General features: G+C 58.5%; 13 protein-coding genes. 4 read left to right on the forward strand and 9 right to left on the reverse strand.

Translation table 11 applies throughout. The features are described from left to right. Nucleotides 1-37: 37 nt before the first annotated feature. The 3 genes from I9184_RS15070 to I9184_RS15080 all read right to left on the reverse strand — a co-directional run bounded on the left by I9184_RS15070 (nt 38) and on the right by I9184_RS15080 (nt 6,450). Nucleotides 38-2,455: an FAD-dependent oxidoreductase gene (locus I9184_RS15070; protein WP_209835040.1), complete on the reverse strand. Its 2,418-nt coding sequence runs from the start codon at nt 2,453-2,455 to the stop codon at nt 38-40. 28 nt (nt 2,456-2,483) lie between these two features. Beyond that, nucleotides 2,484-3,734 (reverse strand): aminotransferase class V-fold PLP-dependent enzyme, encoded by a 1,251-nt coding sequence (locus tag I9184_RS15075; protein WP_171724535.1) that lies wholly within the window; start codon nt 3,732-3,734, stop codon nt 2,484-2,486. Between the two features lie 241 nt (nt 3,735-3,975). After that, nucleotides 3,976-6,450 carry a CoA transferase gene (locus tag I9184_RS15080; protein WP_209835041.1) on the reverse strand — a complete coding sequence of 825 codons (2,475 nt, stop codon included), beginning with the start codon at nt 6,448-6,450 and terminating at the stop codon, nt 3,976-3,978. 641 nt (nt 6,451-7,091) lie between these two features. On the opposite strand from I9184_RS15080, the gene I9184_RS15085 reads away from it, so the two are divergent. Both I9184_RS15085 and I9184_RS15090 read left to right on the forward strand, forming a co-directional pair. Next, a complete protein-coding gene (locus I9184_RS15085) occupies nt 7,092-8,198 on the forward strand; it encodes a saccharopine dehydrogenase NADP-binding domain-containing protein (RefSeq protein ID WP_171233222.1) in 1,107 nt (368 codons plus the stop codon). Nucleotides 8,199-8,216: 18 nt separating this feature from the next. Beyond that, nucleotides 8,217-9,713, forward strand: a complete 1,497-nt coding sequence (locus I9184_RS15090; RefSeq protein ID WP_209835121.1) for an aldehyde dehydrogenase family protein — start codon at nt 8,217-8,219, stop codon at nt 9,711-9,713. A gap of 263 nt (nt 9,714-9,976) precedes the next feature. Here the strand turns inward: I9184_RS15090 and I9184_RS15095 are convergent, their stop codons facing one another. The 4 genes from I9184_RS15095 to I9184_RS15110 all read right to left on the reverse strand — a co-directional run bounded on the left by I9184_RS15095 (nt 9,977) and on the right by I9184_RS15110 (nt 14,094). Then, the gene (locus I9184_RS15095) at nt 9,977-10,756 is read right to left on the reverse strand and encodes an IclR family transcriptional regulator (RefSeq protein WP_171636323.1); all 780 of its coding nucleotides are present in this window, start codon (nt 10,754-10,756) and stop codon (nt 9,977-9,979) included. An 11-nt stretch (nt 10,757-10,767) separates the two neighbouring features. Beyond that, nucleotides 10,768-12,126, reverse strand: a complete 1,359-nt coding sequence (locus I9184_RS15100; RefSeq protein ID WP_171636325.1) for a TRAP transporter large permease — start codon at nt 12,124-12,126, stop codon at nt 10,768-10,770. Continuing rightward, entirely contained in the window at nt 12,126-12,791 is a 666-nt protein-coding gene (locus I9184_RS15105; protein WP_209835042.1) for a TRAP transporter small permease subunit, read from the reverse strand. The genes I9184_RS15100 and I9184_RS15105 overlap by 1 nt, the downstream gene beginning before the upstream one ends. Nucleotides 12,792-12,855: 64 nt before the next feature. Beyond that, complete coding sequence (locus I9184_RS15110; RefSeq protein WP_152460475.1) at nt 12,856-14,094, reverse strand: TRAP transporter substrate-binding protein; 1,239 nt, start codon at nt 14,092-14,094, stop codon at nt 12,856-12,858. A gap of 109 nt (nt 14,095-14,203) precedes the next feature. Between I9184_RS15110 and I9184_RS15115 the strand changes: the two genes are divergently transcribed. Further along, nucleotides 14,204-15,799 carry a GMC family oxidoreductase N-terminal domain-containing protein gene (locus tag I9184_RS15115; protein WP_209835043.1) on the forward strand — a complete coding sequence of 532 codons (1,596 nt, stop codon included), beginning with the start codon at nt 14,204-14,206 and terminating at the stop codon, nt 15,797-15,799. A 97-nt stretch (nt 15,800-15,896) separates the two neighbouring features. Here I9184_RS15115 and I9184_RS15120 read toward each other — a convergent pair whose 3' ends face one another. Both I9184_RS15120 and I9184_RS15125 read right to left on the reverse strand, forming a co-directional pair. Then, the gene (locus I9184_RS15120) at nt 15,897-17,138 is read right to left on the reverse strand and encodes an acyl-CoA dehydrogenase family protein (RefSeq protein ID WP_171724541.1); all 1,242 of its coding nucleotides are present in this window, start codon (nt 17,136-17,138) and stop codon (nt 15,897-15,899) included. Between the two features lie 11 nt (nt 17,139-17,149). Next, on the reverse strand, nt 17,150-18,265 hold the full coding sequence (locus tag I9184_RS15125; RefSeq protein ID WP_245218149.1) for a phosphotransferase family protein: 1,116 nt from the start codon (nt 18,263-18,265) through the stop codon (nt 17,150-17,152). On the opposite strand from I9184_RS15125, the gene I9184_RS15130 reads away from it, so the two are divergent. Then, the gene (locus I9184_RS15130; protein WP_209835044.1) at nt 18,258-19,223 is read left to right on the forward strand and encodes a LysR family transcriptional regulator; all 966 of its coding nucleotides are present in this window, start codon (nt 18,258-18,260) and stop codon (nt 19,221-19,223) included. The genes I9184_RS15125 and I9184_RS15130 overlap by 8 nt on opposite strands. Nucleotides 19,224-19,286: the final 63 nt, after the last annotated feature.

Raw genomic sequence — 19,286 nt, forward strand, 5'->3', positions numbered from 1 at the left:
GGCTATGAGATGACCTTGATCCGGCGGGCCGGTTGTTTCAGTCGCGCAGCCTGCCGCCCAAAGGATCGAACGGCGCCTCTGCCAGCACCCGAGCCTTATGCGGTTTGCCAATCACCTGGATCACCACTTCATCCCCTGGCTGCGCCACCTCGGGGTTGCGGAAACCCAATGCCAGAGATTTCCCGACTGAATACCCGTACGCCCCCGATGTGACACGGCCGACAGGCGCACCATCAGGTGTAAAGATCGGCTCACTGCCGGTGGCGTCGGCATCCTCGGTCACGTCCAGTTCAAAGATGGACAGGACCTCGCGCGGAGCTCTATCCTTGATGGACAGATAGGCGTCTTTGTGCAGGAAATCCTTGTCCAGCTTGATCAGGCCCGTCAGCCCGACCTCTTGCGGCCAGTATTCCTGGGAATATTCCCGCCCCCAGGATCCATAACCCTTTTCGATGCGCAGCGACCCAAGCGCCCGTCCACCCACGGGGCCGCCACCGCAGTCTTTGGCGGCTTCGAGCAACGCAGAGTAAAGCGCGACCTGATCGGTTTCGGCGCAGTGCAGTTCCCAACCCAGATCGCCGGTAAAGCTGACCCGGATGGCCACGCAATCAACACCTGCTACGGTGATCTTTCGGGACCGCATGAAGCGGAACGCTTCGTTGGAAAGGTCTGCATTGGTCAGGCGCGCCAATGCCTCGCGTGATTTCGGGCCGGCGATGTTGAACCCGGCGATGCGGTCCGTTGCGACGTCAAGAGTTGTGCCCTGAGGCATTTCCACCATCTGAAAGAAGCGCTGATGATAGCGTTCAGCCATGCCGGAGCCAATCATCATATATTCGTCTTCCGCCAGCTTGGTGACGGTGAAATCCCCCGCCACGCCACCGCGGACCGAAATCAGCGGCGTCAGGCAGCTGCGCCCAATTTCGGTCGGCACGCGATTGGCCACCAGGCGGTCCAGCCAGTCGTAGGCACCAGGCCCCTTGATCACGTAATTGGCGAAGTTCGAGATATCGATCACGCCCACGCTGTCGCGCAGCATCTGAACCTCGCGCCCGACCGGATCAAACCAGTTCTGGCGGGTGAAACCAGTGGTCTCTTCGGTGCCGGGTACATCGGCAAACCACAAAGGGTGTTCCCAACCACAGTTGAGACCAAAGACACAGCCCATCTGTTTCTGCATCTCGTAGGCGGGGCGCACACGAGCCGGGCGGCCTGCACTGCGTTCTTCATTCGGGAAGTGAATTTTGAACCGATGGGTGTATGCGTCTTCGACCCGGGCCTTGGTGAACTTTTTGTCGGCCCAGTCGCCAAAGCGGGCAAGATCCCAGGCGAACATGTCATATTGCGGCTCACCCTCGATCATCCATTGCGCCGCCAGCAGCCCCAGCCCGCCGGATTGCGAGAAGCCGGGGATCAGACCGCCGCAGAGGAAATAGTTCTTCAGTTCGGGCACCGGCCCCCACAGCATGTTGGCATCGGGCGACCAGATCATCGGGCCGTTGATTACCCGTTTAACCCCGGCTGTGGCGGCAACGGGCACGCGTTCGGTGGCGCGGATCACGTTTTCCATGATCCGGTCCAGATCGTCGGGAAACAGATCATGCGCGAAGTCAAGCGGCGTACCGTCTTCGGCCCAGAACTTCATGTCTTTCTCATAGGCCCCGATCAGCAGGCCGTTGCCCTCTTGTCGGAAGTAATACTCGCCGTCCCGGTCGGCGATTGACGGCAGACGACGGCCTAGACTGGCCACTTCGTCGATACTTTCGGTCACGAAATACTGATGTTCGGTCGGTTGCAGCGGCAGGGTCAAGCCTGCCAGCGCCGCCACCTCGCGCCCCCAGAGGCCCGCCGCGTTGACCACCCATTGGGCATGAATGTCACCCTTGGGCGTACGAACGATCCAACTGCCATCGGGTTGCTGTTCCGTGGCGATCACCGGGCAGAACCGTTCGATGGTGGCCCCCATCGCACGGGCCCCGGCGGCATAGGCATGCGGTACGCCGGACGGGTCCACATTGCCGCCATCAGGTTCGTACATGATGCAGCGGATGTCATCAAACTGCGCCAGCGGGTGCAGCTCTTTGGCCTCTTCCCGGCTGACCTCGTGAAAATTCAGCCCATAAAACCGGGCCTTCGCCTCTTGCAGGCGCAACTGCTGTTCGCGCTCTTCGGTCTGGGCCAGATAGAGCGATCCGGGCTGGAACACACCACAGCTTTGGCCGGTTTCCTTCTCCAGCTCTTTGTACAGGTTCATCGTATAGTGCTGGATGCGGGTGATGTTGTTGTTGTCATGCAGACCGTGGATGTTGGCCGCCGCGTGCCAGGTCGATCCGCTGGTCAGCTCATCGCGTTCCAGCAGGATCGAGTCCGTCCAGCCGAGTTTGGCAAGGTGATACAGGATCGACGTACCGGCAAGGCCACCGCCGATGACAACAGCTTGTGCATGGGTTTTCATGAGGGAATGTCCTTGGATATGGCGCGGCTCAAGCGGCGATTTCTTTCATGACGGCAAGGAATTTGGCGACTTCGCCGATCGAGTTGTAGTGACACATCGAGACCCGTACACAGGCATCATAGCCAAGCGGTGTCAGGATATTGCCGGAATAGTGGTCCGCCTTGCGCAGATGCGTGCGGATACCGTGTTCGTTCAGCCGTTTGACGACCTCGGACGAGGCCACGCCTTCGACACGCAGCGATACCAGACCTTCTCGTGCCGGGTTGTCGGCCCCGCCCAGAATGGTGACTTTTTCCATCTCGGCCAGGCCGCTCAGGTTGCCGGTGCCGTGGATCATCGCATCGGTCAGTGCCTTTTCCTGCGCATGGATCGCATCACCCGCCGCCAGAAACTTGCCGCGCCGGTCTTCGGCATCGCTGACCTGACTGCCCAGCCATTCGAAATAGGATACGACGTCGGACATCGTGGCATAAGCTCCGGTGTCGCGCGTGCCCATTTCCCAATTGTCCGCGGGGCCATTCAGCAAGGCGTTGTGCTCCAGCGCGGTCAAGCGATCAGAGATCCAGGCCACGCCGTAGCCATGACGCGAAAACACCTTGTAGGGCGAAATCACATAACCATCGACGTCATAGGCGGTCAGATCGATCCGGCCATGCGCTGCGTGCTGGATGCCATCGACGATGATGAAACAATCCGGAGCCACGGTGCGGATGGCCTGAGAAACGGCAGCGACATCAACGCCCATTCCCGTCACCGGAGAGGTATGCAGGATCGTCGCCACTTTGGTATCCGGTGTCACGGCCGCGGCATAGGCTTCGGCCGAGACGGTGCCGGTGGCGTCATCATGGGGTACCAAAACGTGGGTTTGCCCGGAAATGCGGGCCCAACGATCACAGGCCGAACGCGTCGCCGGGTGTTCCAATGTGGATCCCAGCACAACGCCCGGACCCGTTCCCAGACATGCGTTCATGATCAGCCGGAACAACAGTTCTGTACCGCTTTCACCCACAAAGAACTGCCCGCCGGGTGCGTTCATGAAATCCCGCATATCCGCCTTGGCCGCGTTGATCGTGGCGACCAGCGCATGGGATCCCGGATTGTCGCGCCCCTGGTTGTCCGGGATGGCGGCGTAACGAACCGAGCTTTCCAAAACTGAATTCAATGTCAGTGCGCCTCCGGCATTCTCGAAAAAGATCCGCTCACCCTGTTCGGGGCAATGATCGATCTGGGCAAATCGGCTGCGGATTTGGTTCAGCAGGCTCTCTGATATTTGGCTCATGGTCAGTGGTTCTTGTTTCGTTGTGTGTGCAAAGCTGTGCTTTGCCGACCCTAGGACGGTTCTTGCCGCAAGACATGCAAAAAAAACTGTGGCAAAGCGGTTGAATATTCTGTGCAAGTCGCGCGGGTGCCAGTCCAAAGCTTGTCACGACAGATATTGCCCATCGCCAGGCCCGGGAGCCCGTGCCTGCGGCGGCGGATGGCATATCTTCTTGATTTCCGAACCGTCTGTGGCTGGTCGGCTACTCGGGCAAGTACTTTTCCGACCAGCTTTCGGCGGCAGATCCAGCAGAGATCATCGCGTCGATATCCTCATCTGCATAACCGACGTTTCGCAGAATGCTGCGTGTATCCGCGCCGTATTTCGGCATCGGTCCGGGAATGACGATCCGGGCGCGTTCGGGTCGCACGGCATTTGGGGCAACCAGATCGCACCACCGGCCCATGGGATGCATGTCATGCCGAATGACGTTGAACGTTCCCCGCGTCAGGTCGATATTCCCGGCGCTTTCCGGCTGCAACACGGCGTCGCGCGTGTCATGCAACGATCCAAGAGGCATGACAGTGCTGGCGGAACCGGAAAACGCCTTTTGCCAGTATTCAACAGGTTGCCTTGCAAAATGATCCGCAAGCGCATCCGGCAATTCCTTTTCCGGCATATCGGCCACGCTGGCGAGGTCCGAGACACGGCGCAGGGCTTTGCGTTGTTCGGTGGGTGCGGCAAAGAACATCCACCCGTCCGCCGCGCGGTAACAATGGTAGAATGGTCCCCAGCCCATAGCTGCGCTCCCGGCCGGTTCGTCAAAGGGCGCGCGGCCTTCGAAATCATACATCAATTGCGCCTGAATGAGGTTGCCGGCCGCCGCCAACGCAGCCCGCGCAATCCCGCCTTTGCCGGTTTTCTGCAATCTCAGCAGGGCCGCACCAAGCGCAACACATGCGCAATAGCCGGTCAGAACGTCAATGGTACCGAAATGCGCATGCTCTTCGGGCGTGGCCATGCCACCGCCAAAACGCACCATGACCCCTGTCGCCGCCTGCGCCAGGTCGTCATACCCCAGATGGTCCGATTTGGGTCCGCGCGCAGGACCGCCAAAGGCATCGAGTTGCACCAGTATGAGACGGGGGTTGATCGCCGCCAGCTCTTCCGCGCTCAACCCCAGGGCATCGCGCTGCTCATCCGTGCCGTTTATGGTGATGACATCCGAGGAGTCGATGAGCCGCCGTAACGCCCGCTTCCCGTCATCCGAGCTCAGGTTCAGCAAAACGCTTTGTTTTCCACGATGTGCGTGCAGGCCGAAAACCACGGTGTTCCACGGATCAACTGATGGCTCTGCCGGCTGAACGGAAGTCACCTGAGCGCCAAATCGTGCCAGCGTGGACCCGACCGTCGGACCGGCGATCACGTTGGTCAGGTCCAGCACCTTCAACCCCTCCAGCCAGCCCTGGCCGCTTGCGGCTGGTGGTCCGCTGCGCGGCGGTTCGGCAAGGATCGTTGAAACGGGTGCGTCATCGGAATCGGGGCCCGGTTTTTTGACCAGCGCAGCGCCATCATCCGCAAGCCACGCAACATTTCCCATCTGCTGCATCTTCCCATGACGCGGGTCCTCTACCTCCGACACCAGGCCCGAGGCCAAAGCGTGCGGATCGGCCAGCCATTCCTTGCTGAACCGTTGCGCCGTTCCGGGCGCCTTGGCAGACCCGAAAAGGGCTTCCCACTCATGAGAGGGCCTTGTCAGAAAGGCCTTTTTCATTGCGTCGGATACACGCGCGCGATCCCTTGCTCCGACAGGGTAGTTGCGCAGCGACCATTCATCCGGCCAGTCTGCGGTATCGAGATAGGCGTCGAAGTCCGGCAATTGATCGGCAAGGTGTTTGAGGCCAAGCGTCTCCAACACCCGCCGGGGATGTGTTTTCACACTGCCCGCCACCACATAGAACCCACGCCCGTCGGCGCAGGTATAAGTTCGATAGAAAGGGTCCAGGAACTCTTCCAGTTCCGCAAAGCTCAGATCCATTGGCAAGCCTTCGGCTGCGCGCCTGTCAAGTTCCACTTCGCGAGGGGACTTGTAACGTTCGGGATAGTCTTCAATCTGCTCACAGTTATACACCAACCCTTCCAGCAAGGCCGAAGCCAGAGGCACCTCGATGTGGTCGCCTCCGTTCCGGTCACGTGCAGCCAAGGCGAACTGCACGGCCATCGCGCCGAACGAAGCGCCATAGGCGGATGCCAGCGTCAAAGGTGAAAAGGATGGGTTGATGCCCATCAGGCGCCGGTTCAGCCCCATATCCGTGAATTGCCCAGTGCGGGCCGCGATCACGGCTTCCCACGCCGGAAGATCGGCCAGCGCGGGATCGGTTGAGGCAAACCCCGGCAATGACAATGACACGATGCGCGGATTTATTTCGCGCAGAGCTTTCGGACCCAGGCCCAGCCTCTCCATCACGCCGGGCCGGAAGTTCTCGATCACCACGTCAGCCCGCGCCACAAGTTCGCGCGCGACCTGCAAACCCCCTTCGGATTTGAGGTCGATCGTCACGGCGATTTTGCCACGTGACAGCATGTCTGTGGCCGGTTCTTTCAATCGCGGGCCACAGGGCGGGTCGATGCGGATCACCTCTGCCCCCAAATCAGCAAGCATCATGCCAACCAGTGGACCAGCCAGGTATTGGCCAAAATCGAGGACACGAATATGATCGAGTGGCCTTGCAGTCATTCGTTGTGACCCTCCCAGGGTGTTTGGTGAGTTTGTTGCGAATCGGCGTGCAGGCAAGAGGTCACAACGCCCTTCTCGGAACAGGCTGAGTTTTCGGGCTTGGGACATAACGCGATCAATGCAACACCTGCCCTTGTTCAACACGCGACAAGGCGGCCACGGCCGAGCTTCACAGCCTTCTCCGGCGACCGCTGGACGTACCATGCAGCCGAGCAATGCCAAGAAGTTGTTCGATTTGACCAAACCATGTCGCAAACGAGAAACACCGCTCAAAAATCCGCGTGTGACGCGAACTTGGAAGCGCTTCGAGGCTTGGATGGAAGCGGATCAGTCGGCTTGAAAGATCACCGGACCGTTGCGCCCGGCAGTCAGAAAACAAGTTATTGGAATCGCTCAAGAACGTGACGCTTCTCAAGTGTCAGGCAACACAAGACAAAAGGTCACGGCGCAATCGGGCCAAGGGCCACGTTGGCACGTGGCAGGACCTGTCGCGACACATGGCCGGCAATTGCGCTTCCGATAATTTATCCCTTTTTCCGACAATTTGACAACCATCTACATCAATTCGTCAAATTGGCACCTATGAATTGTCGTGGCCGCGCGTCACGCTTGCGACAGGATGGGAAACAGCGGAGATCTTTATGTCCTGGAATGTGTGCGTTGTCGGCGCTGGAAAGATCGGACAGATGATTGCAACCCTGTTGAAAGGGTCGCCGAATTACTCTGTGACGGTCGCTGATCATGATCTAAAAGCGCTTGGTGATATCTCGAAGATGGGCATTGGAACCAGACAGATCGATGCCAATGACGCGGACGGGCTGGCCCGGGAACTGACCGGTTTCGACGCAGTCATCTCGGCAGCGCCGTTCTTCTTGACCCCTTCCATCGCCAAAGCGTCCAAAGCGGCGGGGGCGCATTACTTCGACCTGACCGAAGATGTTGCGGCCACGAATGCGGTACGTGAACTGGCCGGGGACAGCGCAACTGCGTTTATGCCGCAATGCGGTCTGGCGCCAGGTTTTGTCGGCATCGCCGGAGCTTCGCTGGCGGCGGAGTTTGACCAGATTGACAGCCTGCACATGCGGGTGGGGGCATTGCCGCTTTATCCGACGAATGCGCTGAAATACAACCTGACCTGGTCCACCGACGGGTTGATCAACGAATATTGCAACCCATGCGATGCCATCGTGAACGGCAAGCTGGTCAAGACCGCGCCGTTGGAGAACTACGAGATTCTGGGCCATGACGGCGTGGAATACGAATGCTTCAATACCTCGGGCGGTCTGGGCACGTTGCCGGAAACGCTGGAAGGCAAGGCGCGGGATGTGTCCTATCGCTCGATCCGCTATCCGGGTCATTGCGATATCCTGAAGCTGCTTTTGAACGATCTGGGACTGGAACGCCGCCGCGACCTGCTGAAAGAGATATTCGAGGCCGCTCTGCCCCGCACCGATCAGGACGTGGTGCTGGTATATTGCACCGCAAAAGGCGTCATTGATGGCGTGCTGCGCGAAAAGTCCCTGATCAACAAATCCTTTGCCCGCACCATCAATGGACAGGTCTGGAGCGCTATTCAGGTCACGACCGCCGCAGGCGTGCTGGGGGTGGTCGATCTGATGCGGATCGGAGCTCTGCCCTCGAAAGGCTTTGTCCGGCAGGAACAGGTCAAGCTGGACGATTTCCTCAACACTGAATTTGGCCAGCTGTATCGCGCTGGCGACGTCACCGAACAGAACAAGGCGGCCTGAGATATGAAAGACATCGTAATGACAGCCCAAACCACGCTTGCAAACCTGGATCTGACCGAGGCCCAACTAAAAGGCGGCACGCTCAGGGTCACGTCGCCGATTGACGGAAGCCTGCTGGCCGAAGTGCACGAGACGCCGATCTCGGACATGGACGCCATCTTTTCCCGAGCCAAGGCTGCGTTCAGGGAATGGCGCGTTGTCCCCGCCCCGCGCCGGGGTGAACTGATCCGCCTGTTGGGTGAAGAGCTGCGCGCAGCCAAGGACGACCTGGGTGCTCTGGTCAGTTGGGAAGCGGGCAAGATCACCTCGGAAGGTCTGGGCGAAGTGCAGGAGATGATCGACATCTGTGACTTTGCCGTCGGCCTGTCGCGTCAGCTTTATGGCCTGACCATCGCGTCCGAACGTCCCGGCCACCGGATGATGGAAACCTGGCATCCTGCTGGCCCGGTTGGTGTGATTTCCGCGTTCAATTTCCCGGTTGCGGTTTGGTCGTGGAATGCTGCTCTGGCCATCGTATGCGGTGATCCGGTGATCTGGAAACCGTCCGAAAAAACCCCGCTGACGGCGCTGGCCTGTCAAAAGATTTTCGAACGCGCCCTGGCCCGATTTGGCGATGCGCCGGACGGTCTTCTGCAAACGCTTATCGGTGGCGCCGATCTGGGAAAAACACTGGTGGCCAGTGAAGATGTTCCGGTGATCTCGGCCACGGGATCGACCCGCATGGGCCGCGCTGTCGCCCCCATCGTCGCACAGCGCTTTGGCAAGTGCATTCTGGAACTAGGTGGCAACAACGCAATGATCATCGGCCCTTCGGCTGATTTGGAGATGGCCGTGCGCGCGATTGTCTTTTCGGCAGTTGGTACCGCCGGTCAACGCTGCACCACGTTGCGTCGCCTGATCGTGCACAACTCGATCCGCGAAGAACTGGTGAGCCGTCTGAAAAAAGCCTATTCGGGTCTGCCCATCGGCAATCCACTGACAGACGGCACGTTGGTTGGGCCGCTTGTGGACGAAGCCGCGGGCGCGGCGATGACCGCCGCTTTGAAAGCGGCCGAAGCGGAAGGCGGTTCGGTGTTCGGCGGCAACCGCGTTACCGAAGGTGTTCCGGCAGGTGTATACATGGAACCTGCGATCGTCGAAATGCCGGGTCAGACCGCGACCGTGAAAACCGAAACCTTTGCGCCGATCCTCTACGTCATGGGCTATGACGATTTCGACGACGCGGTAGAGCTTCAGAATGACGTACCACAAGGCCTTTCATCCTGCGTGTTTACCCTGAACATGCGCGAGGCCGAGCAGTTTCTGTCTGCGGCCGGATCCGATTGCGGAATTGCCAACGTCAATATCGGGCCCTCAGGGGCAGAGATCGGTGGCGCCTTTGGCGGAGAGAAGGAAACCGGCGGCGGGCGCGAAAGCGGTTCGGACGCGTGGAAAGCCTATATGCGCCGTCAGACCAACACCGTGAATTACTCGGCCGAACTTCCACTGGCCCAGGGCGTCAAATTCGACATCTGAGTATCACTGGATAGTCGTCGGGCAAAAACTTGAAAGGCCAGCAAAAAACACCACCCGGGACGCCCAGTCCCGGGTACTTTGTTCTGCATGTTGAGGCGGTCTTTTGGCCAAGGGTTCCGATGCCGGCGCGACGACGGCCATTCCGGTGCTGATGGATTGTCTTGTGTTTCGGCAAGAGGCCTTCCGAGGCTTTGCGGCATCCTCGATACAACTGCCACGAACGGCCGTCGGCCTGATTATTGCCGGTTATCCCGTTGCGCCATTTACTCGCCCAACAGCTGCGACAGTTTTTCCGCCCCCCGGCGCAAGGTGTCGAGAAATGACTTCAGACTGCCGACATCATGCCGTTGCGTCGGGGCATGAACTGAAAGCGTGGCAACCAGCCTGCCCTGCGCGTCCTGCACCGGCACGGCGATCGCCACCATGCCCGCCATGAATTCTTCGTCGTCGGTGGAAAATCCCCGCTCGGCCGTGATCTTGATTTCACTCAGCAGGGCCTTCGGCTCTGTCAATGAACGGGCAGTCTGCTCTTTTAGCTTTCCGGCTGACAGAAACCCGTTCAGAGTTTTGGGGCGCAAGGTGGAAAGGTACATCTTGCCACTGGCCGTGCAGTGGAACGGCACCTGGGTTCCGATCGGCAATTGAATTCGCAACGGCCATTTGGTTTCTACCCGGTCAAGATAGATCATGCCTTCGCGATCCGGGATGGCCAGATTGCATGTTTCGCCCACTTCGTCGGCCACGCCGCGCAGGATGGCGAGACGCGCGGTCCGCAGATGCTCGGCGGACATGGTATTCACGGACAACAGCCGCAGTCTTCTGCCCGGACCATAGGACCGTCCGTCAAGATCGCGTTGCAGGAACCCTTCTGCCTCTGCCGTTTGCAGCAAACGATGGATTGTGGGTTTGGCCAATCCCAATGCATCGATCAGATCCGAAGGTTTGACCGCAACGCCGCGCCGTGCCACCTCTTCAAGGATCAGCAACAGGCGCAGGTTGGTGGGAATCTGAGTTTCTCTGTCTTTAGTATCAGTCTCGGCCATCCTTCAACATTCTAGTTATTTGGCAGAAGGATCAAGGCCAGTTCGGGCACCAGCGACACCAATATCCAGACCGATAGCAGGGCCACCAAATAAGGCACCGTATAGCGCAGCAACCGGAAGTACGGCACGCCCGTCACGCCTGAAGCGACATACAGGTTAAGCCCGTATGGTGGTGTGATAAACCCGATGGATGCACCGACCAGGAAGATGACTGAGAAATGAATTGGATCAATTCCAACCGAGGCTGCGATTGGCGCAAGGATCGGGGCCAGGATGATGGTGACCGGAAGGCTTTCCAGCACCATACCTGAAAAGAAGACGATCACCATCGATGTAAACAGAACCGCATGGTACCCCCCCATGGAGGTCACGAAGTTTCCGATTGTTTCCTGTGCGCCAAGTAGGGACAGGATCTGCTGCATCACAACCGAAATTGCGATCAACGGGGCCAGGATACCCGTAATCTGGGCAGACCTGATAACGATTGAGGGGATCTCTGGGATCGTGAACCCCTCGACCACGAACATTTCAGCGAAGCTCTTTTCGGTTGGCGGTATATCGTTCCGGGCCCCCATGATGCGGTTGATCGGGTAGCTGACCAGCCCCGCAATGACACAAAAGCCCACGGTCACGCCAGCGGCCTCTGTCGGAGAGAACTTGCCGGTATATATGCCCCAAAGCACAAGCCCGATGGCGAAAAAGCCGAGCCAGGCCCCGAAGGCGGTTTTCAGCACCCGGTTCAATTGCAGTGGGATCAGATAGCCCCACCCGTTCATGCGGCAGATGATCCAGCACGCCAGCTGCATCCCGATGACCATCAGCGCACCGGGCAGAATACCGGCCACGAACAATTCGGAAATCGGCAGGTTCATCAGAAAGCCATAGACGATGAAGATGATCGAAGGGGGGATGATGATACCGACAGTACCGCCCGCAGCAGCGGTCGCGGCGCTGAACCGTTCGTCATAGCCGCCCTTTACCATCTCGGGGTGCAGCATCGACCCGATGGTCGCCGTCGTGGCCGAGTTCGACCCCGAAATCGCCGCAAACAGCCCGCAGGCCCCCAGCGACGCCATTGCAAGTCCGCCGCGTATCCAGCCCAGGCAGGCATAGGCAAAATCACTGAGTCGTCGCGCGATGCCGGATTTGTTGATCAGGTCACCGGTCAGGATGAACAACGGCATCGCCAACAGGGCGAAGCCCTTGTTGAAGACGTTCAGAAGTTCGGCCCCCATATTGTCCAGCGTCAGACCAAGGACAAAGGAACATCCAATGACCCAGTAACCGATGACCAGCAGCACCGGCACGCCCAGCATGAACAGAAAGGTGACCCCCAGCGAGATCAGTGTAACAAGTGTTCCGTCTGTCATCAGTCTGCCCCGATCACGGCCTGCTTGATCAGCGGCTCGCCTGTTTTCCAGTTGTGCAAATCATCGGCGAGGTTCTGAAACACGCGACCGACCATCAATAAGAATGACAATGGTGCAGCCAGCAGGAACCACCACTGCATGATATTGTCCGTGCCCAGTACGATCTGAAAGTTCGAGGCCGAAAGCGCCACCAGTCGCGAGGTGGTCACGATGACGATCACCGCGAAGATGAACCACAGCACCGCGTCAAGAAACAGGCAGGCCAATTGCCCGCCGCGGGGCATGGCGGTGCGGAATTCACTGAAACTCAGATGCGTGCGCAAGCGTACGTTGTAGGACGCACCAAACCAGGCCATCACCATGAAAAGAAGCGGAGGAATGGTTGTGGACCAGGGTTCCTGATCATTGAAGACAAACCGGTCGATCACGCCCCAGAAGATGATCAGTGCGATGGCAAGATAAGAATACACCATGACCGACCGTTCCAGATGACGTTCGATCAACGGCACCATGCGATAGATCAGCATGACCAGCAAACCCCCGATCGCGGCAACGATCGCACCAACGATCCAAGCCGCGTCGGATTCCAGAGCAAGTTGAATCTCGAAAGAATCCTGGCTGAGAAAAGCGCTGAATATTGCGCCAATGTCTGCCCAAAGTGACATGAAGCCCGTCCTCCCAGTGGGTATTGATTGAACCGGCCCGTTCGGGCCGGTTCTGGCAGTCTAATCAGGCCTCGCCCTTCCACCAGCGGCGCGGCTCGACATTTTCCGGCAGCGTGTCCGCTGGGATCTCGCGCGCGATGTCGTAGATCTCCTGGTAAGTATCGATGCCACCGGCCCATTTGTTCAGCCGCTCGCGCCACTGCGCCCACGGCTCGGGGTTGTAGTTCGGAGCACACATTTCTTCGGCCAGCTTGATCTGGTCCTCCGGCAGAAAGGCCGGGCGCACGCCGTTTTCCGCAAAAATGGTTTGCGGCAATTGCGGATCCGAGAATCCGACCGTGTTCAGCAGTGCCGCCTCATTCGCGCCTTGGATCAGGGCCTGGGTGAAATAGGACGATTCCATCACGGCATCCTGCAATTCACCGCCCAGGCCATCGAATACTTTGGCAGACATCGAAGTGTGTTCGGTACCGCAGAAGAACTTCAGGTTCACCGATTGCGAAACCACAGGCGCCATGTTCGCATATGCCACCGCCGAGGCCCAGGTTTCCGCACCATCGATCAGACCGGTCTTGAGCGCATCCAGCGTTTCTTCCCATGCCACCGGAACAGGGTTCAGGTTCAGCAGTTGCATCGCGATCCGACCCAGCTGCGTACCGGTCACGCGGTTCTTGGTGCCGAACAGCTCTTCCAGCTTGGTGACGGTCGGCTTGTCGGCAAAGGTCGAGCCCATTTGCAGACCGCGCAGTTCACAATGGGTGAACAGGAATTTCAGCCCGTGACGCTTTTCAAGCGGGTCGCGCAGGATGCGCTGGCTGGCGGGGCTGTAGAAGAAATGATACTGCGCCGCCCGGCTGGGGAACATGTAGGCATAGTCCAGGACGTTCAGATAAGGCGCACCGCCGGCCGAATTCTGGGTCGAAGCTGCGTAGATATCGACGATTCCCTGCTGGGTTTTTTCAACACAGCTGAGTTGTCCGCAGATCTGGTTGTCGCCGATGAACTCGATGCGAATCTCGCCATCGGTGCGTTCTTCGAGGTCGCGTGCAAATTCGATGGCGCCGGCGCGCTCGATCAGCAGGTTGCGGGTGTTGAAGCCCGACGCACCAAATTTCAACGTGTGCTTCGGTTCTTTCGAAAAGCGTTTTTCATACGTGGATTCCGCCGCCTGCGCCAGATTGGCCAGGCTCATCGCACCGCCAAACCCTCCTGCTGCAAGCAACGTCGAGCTCATGCCATAGCGCCCCGCTACCCGGAAGAAATCCCGCCGCGAAATACCACTCAGTTTCCGACCAATCTCCATTGCTTACCTCCCTGTTCGCAATTATTGAGACGTTTTGTATCAAAAAAGGCTAGTATATTTCTTGCATCTTGCATAGAGTTTTTTTCAACGACGTTGGAAGGAGGCGGTCATGGAAGTGGATTATGCGGTAGTTGGCGCGGGGTCTTCGGGCTGTGTCATCGCCAATCGGCTCAGCGCCGATCCCAACACGACCGTCGCGCTGTTAGAGGCCGGCGGCCGCGACACCAACCCCTGGATCCACATCCCGGTTGGCTATTTCAAAACCATGCACAACCCTTCGGTGGACTGGTGTTACAGGACCGAGCCCGATCCGGGCCTGAACGGGCGCTCGATCGACTGGCCACGCGGCAAAGTGCTGGGCGGCTCATCCTCTCTGAACGGTCTGCTCTATGTGCGCGGCCAAAAGGAAGATTATGACCGCTGGCGCCAGATGGGGAATGTCGGCTGGGGCTGGGACGACGTGCTGCCGCTGTTCATACGCAGCGAAGATCAAGAACGCGGCGAAGACCCGTATCACGGTGTCGGTGGGCCGCTGTCGGTGTCGAACATGCGCATTCAGCGACCGATCTGCGACGCTTGGGTCGCGGCAGCGCAAGCCGCCGGATACCCGTTCAATCCGGATTACAACGGCGCAGATCAGGAAGGCGTAGGGTATTTTCAGCTGACCACCCGCAATGGGCGCAGGTGCAGCTCGGCTGTGGCGTATCTGAAACCCATTCGAAACCGACAAAACCTGAACATCATCACCAACGCATTGGTGACACGCATAACGCTGGATGGGAAACAGGCGACCGGACTTGTCTATCGGGATCGCGCAGGCAATGAGAAAACCTTGAACGTTCGGCGCGAAATCATCCTGTCCGGCGGTGCAATCAACTCTCCTCAAATTCTGATGCTGTCGGGTATCGGCGACCCGGACCACCTGAAGAAAAACGGCATCGATCCGGTCCATGCCTTGCCCAATGTCGGCAAAAGACTACAGGATCACTTGCAGGCCCGTCTCGTTTTCAAATGCAATGAGCCCACATTGAATGACGAGGTGCGCAGCCTGATCAATCAGGCCCGTATCGCGCTCAAATACGCTTTGTTCCGCGCCGGTCCGATGACCATGGCGGCCAGCCTTGCGACCGGATTCATGAAAACGCGCCCGGACGTAGAAACACCCGACATTCAATTCCATGTACAGCCGTGGTCCGCCGACAGCCCCGGCGAAGGCGTACACCCGTTTTCCGCCTTTACCATGTCCGTGTGCCAGCTGCGGCCGGAAAGCAGGGGTGAACTGCATCTGAACGGCCCGGACCCATCACAGCATGTAAAGATCATTCCGAACTATCTGTCGACGGAAACGGATTGCCGAACCATCGTTGACGGCGTGAACATCGCCCGCAGAATCGCACAGCACAATCCGCTGGCATCGAAGATTTCCGAAGAGTTCCGCCCGACATCCCAACTCTCGACCGACGATTACGAGGGCACGCTGGACTGGGTCAGATCGAATTCCGTTTCGATCTATCACCCAACGGGGACCTGCGCGATGGGTACGAACGAAACCGCAGTCGTAGACCCCGCGCTAAAGGTGCACGGCATCGGAAACCTCCGGGTCGCGGATTGTTCGATCATGCCGGAAATCGTCAGCGGCAACACAAACGCCCCCGCGATCATGATCGGAGAAAAGGCGAGCGATTTGCTTGCCGTCGGAACATAGCATAGCGCGGCAGGCCGCGTATCCGAAAGCCAGGAAAACTGGGCAACTCGGCTTGCGTATCTTAGGGATATTCCGGTGATGCCATCCCTTCCCAGACCTAGCGCAGAGGCGGTGTCAGCCACTGCGCCGACATCCCATAGTTGGAATTCTTCAACTCCTGTTTGGCAATGGCCTGAAGATGCACCTCATCCGGTCCATCCGCATAGCGCAACGCCCTAGCCCAAGTGTAACTGTCGGCCAATGGCGTGTCGGGTGTCATGCCCATTGCGCCAAAGACCTGCATTGCACGATCCGTAACCTTTGCATGTACCTGGGGCGCCACGACCTTGATCAGGGATATTTCGCGGAAGGCCTTTTTCGCCCCCACCTGATCTATTTTCCAGGCCGCCTTCAGGGTCAACAGCCGCGCCTGTTCAATCTCCAACCGGGATTTGGCGATCCATTCACGGATCACGCCTTGTTCCGAGAGTTGCTTGCCAAAGGTCTTCCGTTCCTGAGCACGTTCCACCATCAGGTTCAGTGCCATTTCCGCCGCCCCGATCGAGCGCATGCAATGATGAATTCGCCCGGGCCCAAGCCGCGCCTGAGCCAGTGCAAAACCGCTGCCATCTTCGCCCAGCAGATTGCCGACCGGGACGCGCACGTCCTTGAACACCAGTTCAGCATGGCCTTCGGGATCGTGCATGTTCAGGATCGTCGGATTGCGCACGATCTCCAAACCGGGCGTATTCTTTGGAACGATGATCATGCTTTGCTGTTTATGGCGATCGGCGTTCGGGTCGGTTTTGCCCATGACGATGAAAAGTCTGGTGTTGGGGTGGCACGCATTGGTGATGAACCACTTGCGGCCATTGATGACGTATTTATCACCCTCGCGCCGGATGGATGTCGTTATGTTGGTCGCGTCCGAACTGGCCACGTCGGGTTCGGTCATGGCAAAGGCCGAACGGATCTTGCCGTTCAACAGCGGCACCAACCAGTCTTCGCGCTGCTCGGGTGTGGCGAACATGTGCAGCAATTCCATGTTCCCGGTATCCGGCGCGTTGCAGTTGAAGACTTCCGAAGACCAGCTCACCTGGCCCATCAGCTCGGCCAGGGGCGCGTAATCAAGATTGCTGAGCCGCGTTCCGGGCTCATCATCCCGCAAGGAGGGCAGGAACATGTTCCAAAGCCCTTCGGCGCGGGCCAGCGACTTGAGGTCTTCCATGAACGAAACGGGGAAATTGCCGGCTTCTATTTCCTCTTTGTGGTCGCGAATGCGCGGATAGATATGCGCCTGCATGAAGGCTTTCAGCCGGTCATGCATTTCCGTGGCGCGTGGCGATGGAGCAAAATCCATTGTGATCCTCTTCAGTGCGTTGCAGCAGCGATTTCGTCGAGCGCCATTTGCGCCAGAGGGGCCACCAGCCCCTTGAACGCCATTGCGTTCTCGTTCGATGCGTTTCCCGCCAGCGCACGGCTGTAAACACCCTGTGCAATCGCAGCCATCCGGAAAAAGGAAAACGCCAGATAGAAAGTCCAGTTTTCAATCTCTGGCAGGTCACGCAGCGAACAATACCGCTCGATCATCTCAGCTTCGGAAGGGATGTTCAAAGCAGCGCGATCCAGCCCTTGCAGCCCCCGGATCAGACCGGTGGGCGGCAATCTGAGACACACACAGAAATAGCCCAGATCAGCCATCGGGTGGCCCAGCGTCGACAGTTCCCAATCCAGAACCGCGGTGATCTGCGGGGCATCCGAAGCGAAGATAAAATTGTCTATGCGAAAGTCACCGTGGATCAGACTGACCGAACCGTCACCATCGGGCAGATTGCGGGACAGCCAGCCCATAAGCTGTTCCATCTCGGGAAGTTTACTTGTTTCTGCGGCGCGATACTGTTTGGTCCAGCGGCTGTATTGGCGTTGGAAGTAGTTTCCCGGCTTGCCGAAGTCGGACAGGCCGACGGCGCCTGTGTCAACCGAATGCAGCGCGGCCAGAACCCGGATCATTTCATCGAACACCGGATGATGGTCGGCCACGTCCAACTCGGGCAGCGCCGGGTTCCAGAAAATCCGGCCCTCCTGGAAGCTCATGACATAGAACATGGAACCGATGACATCCGTGTCCTCACACAGCACGTAAGGTTTGGCGACCGGAACCGCAGTGCCATGAAGTGCCCTGAGAACACGATATTCCCGATCCACGGCATGGGCCGAAGGCAGCAGGTCACCTGGCGGTTTGCGGCGCAGCACGTATTTCGAACCACCGGCCTTCAGCAGATAGGTTGGGTTCGACTGCCCGCCCGAAAACTTCCGATAGGACAATGGGCCGGCGAAACCTTGGATATGGCGCCCCAAATATGTCGAAAGCCGCTCGGTATCGAGTTCGAGGCCGGATGAGGTCATGCATGAAACTCCGTATTCCGCCGGGATACCATTCAGCTTACCGCCCTCAATGACATTTGTGAAATTTACTTGCATGATCATCAGCATAATTCTGGTGAATGACATGACGACCAAGCTCAACAAGATCGACCTGAACCTTTTTGTTATTTTTGACGCCATCTATACCGAACGAAATCTGACCCGCGTTGCCGAACGCCTGTCGATCACGCAACCGGCCGTCAGCAACGCCCTGACCCGGTTGCGCAAGACACTGAACGACCCGTTTTTCGTGAAGACCGGCACGGGGATGCAGCCCACGGCGCTGGCAGAGAGCATTTCGGACAGGGTCTCAGCCGCTCTTCACCAGTTGCAAGCCGCATCGGCGCAGGGTGAACGGTTCGACCCGTTTACCAGCAAACGGCTGTTCCGGGTCAGTTTGGTCGACCTTCACAGCCTCATCATCCTGCCCGGGCTTTTGTCCGGGTTTCAATGCACGGCACCCCAGGTCGAACTCAGCCTCGTGCGCATTCCCCGCCGGGATACGCGCAAGGCGTTACAGCAGGGCACGATCGACATCACGTCGGACATTCCGATGCCGGACAGTTCGGATCTGATCAGCCGGACCATCATGAAGGACCGCTATGTCTGTGCCATGCGACCCGGCCACCCGCTGGGTTCGGGCCCATTGACGCTGGAGCGTTATCTTCAGCTGACACATCTGCATGTTTCCTCACGGCCTCAGGGGGCGAGCCCGGTCGACATCGTCCTGCGCAAACTGGGCGCACGGCGCAAACTCGGGCTTCAGATGCAAAGTTATCTGAACATCCGGGATATTCTGCACAAGACAGATATGGTTGCCACGCTGACCGAATGCAGCGCGCGTGAAATGGGGCTGCGCATGTTGAGGCTGCCGGTTGATGTGCCTCCGATCGAACTTCGCCTTTATCGGCATATCCGGTCCGACGGCGACGAAGCCGTACAATGGATGTTCGACCAAATCGCAAGTCGCACCGTCAGAGCGAACGATACGGAACAGCATCATAGGGTCGATCAGAATTGATACGAAACCCCGGGCAACGTGTGACGTCCGGATATCAGAGGCGCCAACCGTCAGGTCCTCGAA

Source organism: Ruegeria sp. HKCCE3926 (genome assembly GCF_017872515.1).
Lineage (GTDB): Bacteria > Pseudomonadota > Alphaproteobacteria > Rhodobacterales > Rhodobacteraceae > Ruegeria.

Coding starts and splice junctions, on each gene's coding strand:
- I9184_RS15070 (WP_209835040.1), bottom strand. CDS start 2,455: ATGAAAACCCATGCACAAGCTGTTGTCATCGGCGGTGGCCTTGCCGGT.
- I9184_RS15075 (WP_171724535.1), bottom strand. CDS start 3,734: ATGAGCCAAATATCAGAGAGCCTGCTGAACCAAATCCGCAGCCGATTT.
- I9184_RS15080 (WP_209835041.1), bottom strand. CDS start 6,450: ATGACTGCAAGGCCACTCGATCATATTCGTGTCCTCGATTTTGGCCAA.
- I9184_RS15085 (WP_171233222.1), top strand. CDS start 7,092: ATGTCCTGGAATGTGTGCGTTGTCGGCGCTGGAAAGATCGGACAGATG.
- I9184_RS15090 (WP_209835121.1), top strand. CDS start 8,217: ATGACAGCCCAAACCACGCTTGCAAACCTGGATCTGACCGAGGCCCAA.
- I9184_RS15095 (WP_171636323.1), bottom strand. CDS start 10,756: ATGGCCGAGACTGATACTAAAGACAGAGAAACTCAGATTCCCACCAAC.
- I9184_RS15100 (WP_171636325.1), bottom strand. CDS start 12,126: ATGACAGACGGAACACTTGTTACACTGATCTCGCTGGGGGTCACCTTT.
- I9184_RS15105 (WP_209835042.1), bottom strand. CDS start 12,791: ATGTCACTTTGGGCAGACATTGGCGCAATATTCAGCGCTTTTCTCAGC.
- I9184_RS15110 (WP_152460475.1), bottom strand. CDS start 14,094: ATGGAGATTGGTCGGAAACTGAGTGGTATTTCGCGGCGGGATTTCTTC.
- I9184_RS15115 (WP_209835043.1), top strand. CDS start 14,204: ATGGAAGTGGATTATGCGGTAGTTGGCGCGGGGTCTTCGGGCTGTGTC.
- I9184_RS15120 (WP_171724541.1), bottom strand. CDS start 17,138: ATGGATTTTGCTCCATCGCCACGCGCCACGGAAATGCATGACCGGCTG.
- I9184_RS15130 (WP_209835044.1), top strand. CDS start 18,258: ATGATCATCAGCATAATTCTGGTGAATGACATGACGACCAAGCTCAAC.
- I9184_RS15125 (WP_245218149.1), bottom strand. CDS start 18,265: ATGATCATGCAAGTAAATTTCACAAATGTCATTGAGGGCGGTAAGCTG.